The sequence below is a fragment of the Streptomyces sp. NPDC007084 genome (assembly GCF_040703595.1).
Taxonomy (GTDB): Bacteria; Actinomycetota; Actinomycetes; order Streptomycetales; family Streptomycetaceae; genus Streptomyces.
Genome location: NZ_JBEYFY010000118.1, coordinates 1 through 3,853, shown reverse-complemented (window position 1 = coordinate 3,853; position 3,853 = coordinate 1). Strand labels below are relative to the sequence as shown.

Annotated in this window: 4 protein-coding genes; 3 read left to right on the top strand and 1 reads right to left on the bottom strand. The window is 74.3% G+C overall.

The features are described from left to right. The first annotated feature begins 452 nt into the window (after positions 1–452). Positions 453–1,637 carry a MarP family serine protease gene (locus AB0912_RS35775; RefSeq protein ID WP_366707497.1) on the top strand — a complete coding sequence of 395 codons (1,185 nt, stop codon included), beginning with the start codon at positions 453–455 and terminating at the stop codon, positions 1,635–1,637. Between the two features lie 72 nt (positions 1,638–1,709). Here the strand turns inward: AB0912_RS35775 and AB0912_RS35770 are convergent, their stop codons facing one another. Then, on the bottom strand, positions 1,710–2,201 hold the full coding sequence (locus AB0912_RS35770; protein ID WP_366707495.1) for a GNAT family N-acetyltransferase: 492 nt from the start codon (positions 2,199–2,201) through the stop codon (positions 1,710–1,712). Positions 2,202–2,274: 73 nt separating this feature from the next. Here AB0912_RS35770 and AB0912_RS35765 point away from each other — a divergent pair, with 73 nt between their 5' ends. Further along, complete coding sequence (locus tag AB0912_RS35765; RefSeq protein ID WP_366707493.1) at positions 2,275–3,192, top strand: TIGR01777 family oxidoreductase; 918 nt, start codon at positions 2,275–2,277, stop codon at positions 3,190–3,192. Between the two features lie 202 nt (positions 3,193–3,394). Next, on the top strand, positions 3,395–3,853 hold a 459-nt coding region (locus AB0912_RS35760), incomplete at its 3' end, for an FAD-dependent oxidoreductase (protein ID WP_366707491.1).

Here is a 3,853-nt window from a genome sequence, read left to right as displayed (position 1 = left end):
CGGCGCCGAGTTCGGGGGTGTGTAGCTGCTGCGTGGTTCCGAACACCTCGTCGAATGCGAGGGAGCATCTCGTGGGCACCAGGTGGTAGGGGGAGACTCCACGGTCCGGAGGCCCGGCGTCTGGCGGCCCGGGGTTCGCGCCCCGGCCCTCCGCGGGTCCCGCTCGCCCGGTTCTCGGGGCGTGCGTGGCGCACGGGGCGGCTTCCTCGCCGCCCGTTCCGTATTCGAGGCCCCCGAGTCTTCCCGGTCTTCCCGAAGACACACATGGACCCACCCTGACCCGGATCCGCGCGGCCCGCGATGTGTGGTGTGCCACCCGGTGGAACCATCGGGCGTGTCCGGGACGTTTTTACGGGTCCACGGTGTGTGGTCGTCCCACGGCACCACACGCGCGTGGCTGATCAATGGGCCCGCCCGGCGCGTATTCAGGGGCCCCAGAGAAAGGCGGCTCCGTGGACGTGCTCGACCTCCTGCTGATGCTGGTCATCCTGGCCTACGCGGCGTCCGGGTACCGCCGTGGCCTGGTCGCCGGCTGTGTGTCGCTGGCCGGTTTCGTGGGCGGCGCGGTGATCGGCGTGTGGGTGCTGCCCTGGGCGATGGAGCTGGTCACGGCGGGCACCCCGGCGGCGACGGTCACGGCGGTGCTGACGGTGCTGGTGCCCGCCGTGGTGGGCCACGAGCTGGCCGGGCGGCTGGCGCTGAAGCTGCGCCGGGAGCTGGACGAGGGGCCGCTGCGGGTGGCGGACGGGATCGGCGGGGCCGCGGCGAACACCCTGGCGGTGCTGCTGGTGGCCTGGGTGGCCGCGAGCGTGCTCGGCGCGTCCTCGTCACCGGTGGTGACGCAGTCGATCCGCAACTCGGCGCTGCTGGGCGCCGTGCAGAAGACGATGCCGGAGACCACGCCCACCTGGTTCTCGCGCGCCACCTCGGCGCTGACCGAGGCGGGCTTCCCGCAGGTCTTCAACCCCTTCGAGAACGAACCGACGGCGGGCGTCGCGCGCCCCTCAGGCGACAATGTGACCCCGTCCGCGGCGAACGCGGCGAAGCTGAGCACCGTGAAGGTCGAGGGCGTCTCGGGCAACCAGGGCCGCGAGGGCAGCGGCTTCGTCTACTCCGCGCAGCGCGTGATGACCAACGCGCACGTGGTGGCGGGCATCGACCGGCCGACCGTGCGGGTGGGCGGGGTCAGCCGGCCGTATCCGGCGCGCGTGGTGCTGTTCGACCCGCGGAAGGACGTCGCCGTGCTGTACGTGCCCGGGCTGCGGGCCCCCGTGCTGCCCTTCGACGGGGTCGCCTCGCGCGGGGACTCGGCGGTGGTCGCGGGCTATCCGCAGGACGGCGGCCTCGACCTCCAGGCGGCCACGGTGGCGAGCCGGATCAACGCGACGGGCCAGAACATCTACAACTCCGGCACGGTGACCCGCGAGATCTACTCGATCCGCTCGACGGTCCGCCCGGGCAACTCCGGCGGCCCGCTGCTGACCACCGACGGCAAGGTGTACGGCGTGGTCTTCGCCCGGTCGACCTCGGACAGCGAGACGGGGTACGTGCTGACGGCGCACGAGGTGGCGGGCGACGCCCGCAAGGCCGCCCACGCCACCGCCCGGGTGGACACGGGCGACCTCGTCACGTCGTGACCTGACCTGGCCCGTCACGTCATGACCGGCCCCGGCCCCGGCCCCCGCCGAATCGGGCACGGGTTCAAGGAGTCAGAGGGAGCGGCCCATCAGGACGTCGTCGACGTACGCCCCGTCCAGCAGGAACTCCCCCGGCAGGACGCCCTCGACGACGAAGCCCTCGGAGGCGTACAGGGCGCGCGCCGGGACGTTGTGGCCGAGCACCCGCAGGGTGATCCGCCGGGCGCCCTGGCTGCGGGCCTCCTCGCACGCGGCCCGCAGCAGCGCGCGGCCCACCCCGGCGCCGCGCGCCTCGTCGGCGACGGCGAGTCCGAGGATCTGCCGGACGTGCGCGTTGGAGGCGAGGGTGGTGGGGTAGCCCAGCCGGATGTAGCCGACGACGCGGCCGTCGAGTTCGGCGACGATGTGGTCCCGGGGGCCGAACCGCTGGTTGTAGAACGGCTCGTACGGCGGCTGGGGACGCGGCATGACGGCGTGCAGCGTGGACCAGGTGTCGCGGTCGAGTCTGCCGAGCGGGTCCTCGTCGTCGAGGGTGGCGGTACGTATCTGCGGTGCGGCTGCCATGCCGGTCACTGTACGGGGGCGGATCGGGCAGGTCCGGCCGGGATTCCGGCCGTTGTGCGGGCAGGATGGACTCATGAGCGACTCACCCCTCCCCCCGGGCTCCCGTATCGCGATCGCCGGCGCGTCCGGCCTCATCGGCTCCGAACTCACGCGCTCGCTGCGGGCGGACGGGCACGAGGTGGTCCGGCTGGTGCGCCACGAGCCCGGCTCGCCGGAGGAGGTCCGCTGGGACCCGCTGCGGCGGCGGATCGACACCGCCGGGCTGGCCGGCTGCGCGGCCGTGGTCAACCTGGCGGGGGCCGGGGTGGCCTCACGGCCGTGGACACGGTCGTACAAGCGGCAGATCCGGGACAGCAGGGTGCTCGGCACGGCGACGCTCGCCGAGGCGGTGACCTCGCTCGACGAACCGCCGCGGGTCTTCGTGAACGGAAGCGCGATCGGCTTCTACGGCGACACGGGCAGCCGCGCGGTGGACGAGTCGGCGCCCGCCGGTGACGGGTTCCTGGCCTCGGTGTGCGTGGAGTGGGAGGGGGCGACGGCGCCGGTGCGGGAGGCGGGCATCCGTACGGTGCTGCCGCGCACCGGGCTGGTGGTGTCCCGGGCGGGTGGCGCCTGGGCGAAGCTGTTCCCGCTGTTCAAGGCGGGGCTGGGCGGGCGGCTGGGGAACGGCCGGCAGTACTGGAGCTTCATCGCCCTGCACGACGAGGTGGCCGCGATCCGGCACCTGATGGACACGGAGTCGGTGTCCGGGCCGGTGAACCTGACCGCCCCCGACCCGCTCACCAACGCCGAGATCACCGAGGCGATGGGCCGGGTCCTGCACCGGCCGACCCTGCTGACCACCCCGGCCCCGCTGATGCGCCTGGCCCTCGGCGAGATGTCCGGCGAGATCCTGGGCAGCCAGCGCGTCCTGCCCACCCGCCTCCTGGAATCGGGCTTCACCTTCGCGTTCCCCTCGATCGACGGGGCGCTGCGGGCGACGCTGGGCTGACCGCGGAAGCCCTGCCCTGCGGGCGGGGTGGCCCCCGTCGGCCGCCCGGTGGACACATGCACCCCCCGTGCCCCCGTGCACGGCTGTCGCGCGGGTTCCCGCGGGGGCGCGGGGCTCGCACGCTCGTTCCGAACTCGGGTATTCCTGACGCCTGTTGGGGGCATGACGTTCCCACCGGCCGCGCAACCTCGAGGAGGGGCACGTGCTAGAGCCCGTACGCCAAGCCGCGCACAGGGCGGCGACAGCGGAAGACGTGGACGTCGTGGTGGTGGGGGCCGGTGCCGCCGGTCTCGCTGCCGCGCGACATCTGACCGGGGCGGGACTGAGGGCCGTCGTCCTGGAGGCCGCTCCCGATGTGGGCGGCCGGATGGCCACGGAGAAGGTCGACGGCTTCCGGCTGGACCGGCTCGGCCGGCCCCTGTCCACCTCCCATCCGGAGCTGCGCCACACCCCGGGCCTGGACTCCCTGGTCCTGCGCCCGTTCTCGCCCGGTGTGCTGCTGCACAGCGACGGCCACCACCACCGGGCCGCCGCGCCCGGCTCACCCCGGAGCGCGAGGGGCGCACTCACCACCGCACGCGCCCTCGCGAGCGCCCCCCGGCTGCCGCTGCCCCGCCCGGCGCGCGGCACCTCCCGGCCCGGCCCGCTCGGCGGCGCGCTG

Excerpts from the sequence above, each read along its gene's own strand:
- AB0912_RS35770 (WP_366707495.1), bottom strand. The coding sequence starts at position 2,201 with ATGGCAGCCGCACCGCAGATACGTACCGCCACCCTCGACGACGAGGAC.
- AB0912_RS35765 (WP_366707493.1), top strand. The coding sequence starts at position 2,275 with ATGAGCGACTCACCCCTCCCCCCGGGCTCCCGTATCGCGATCGCCGGC.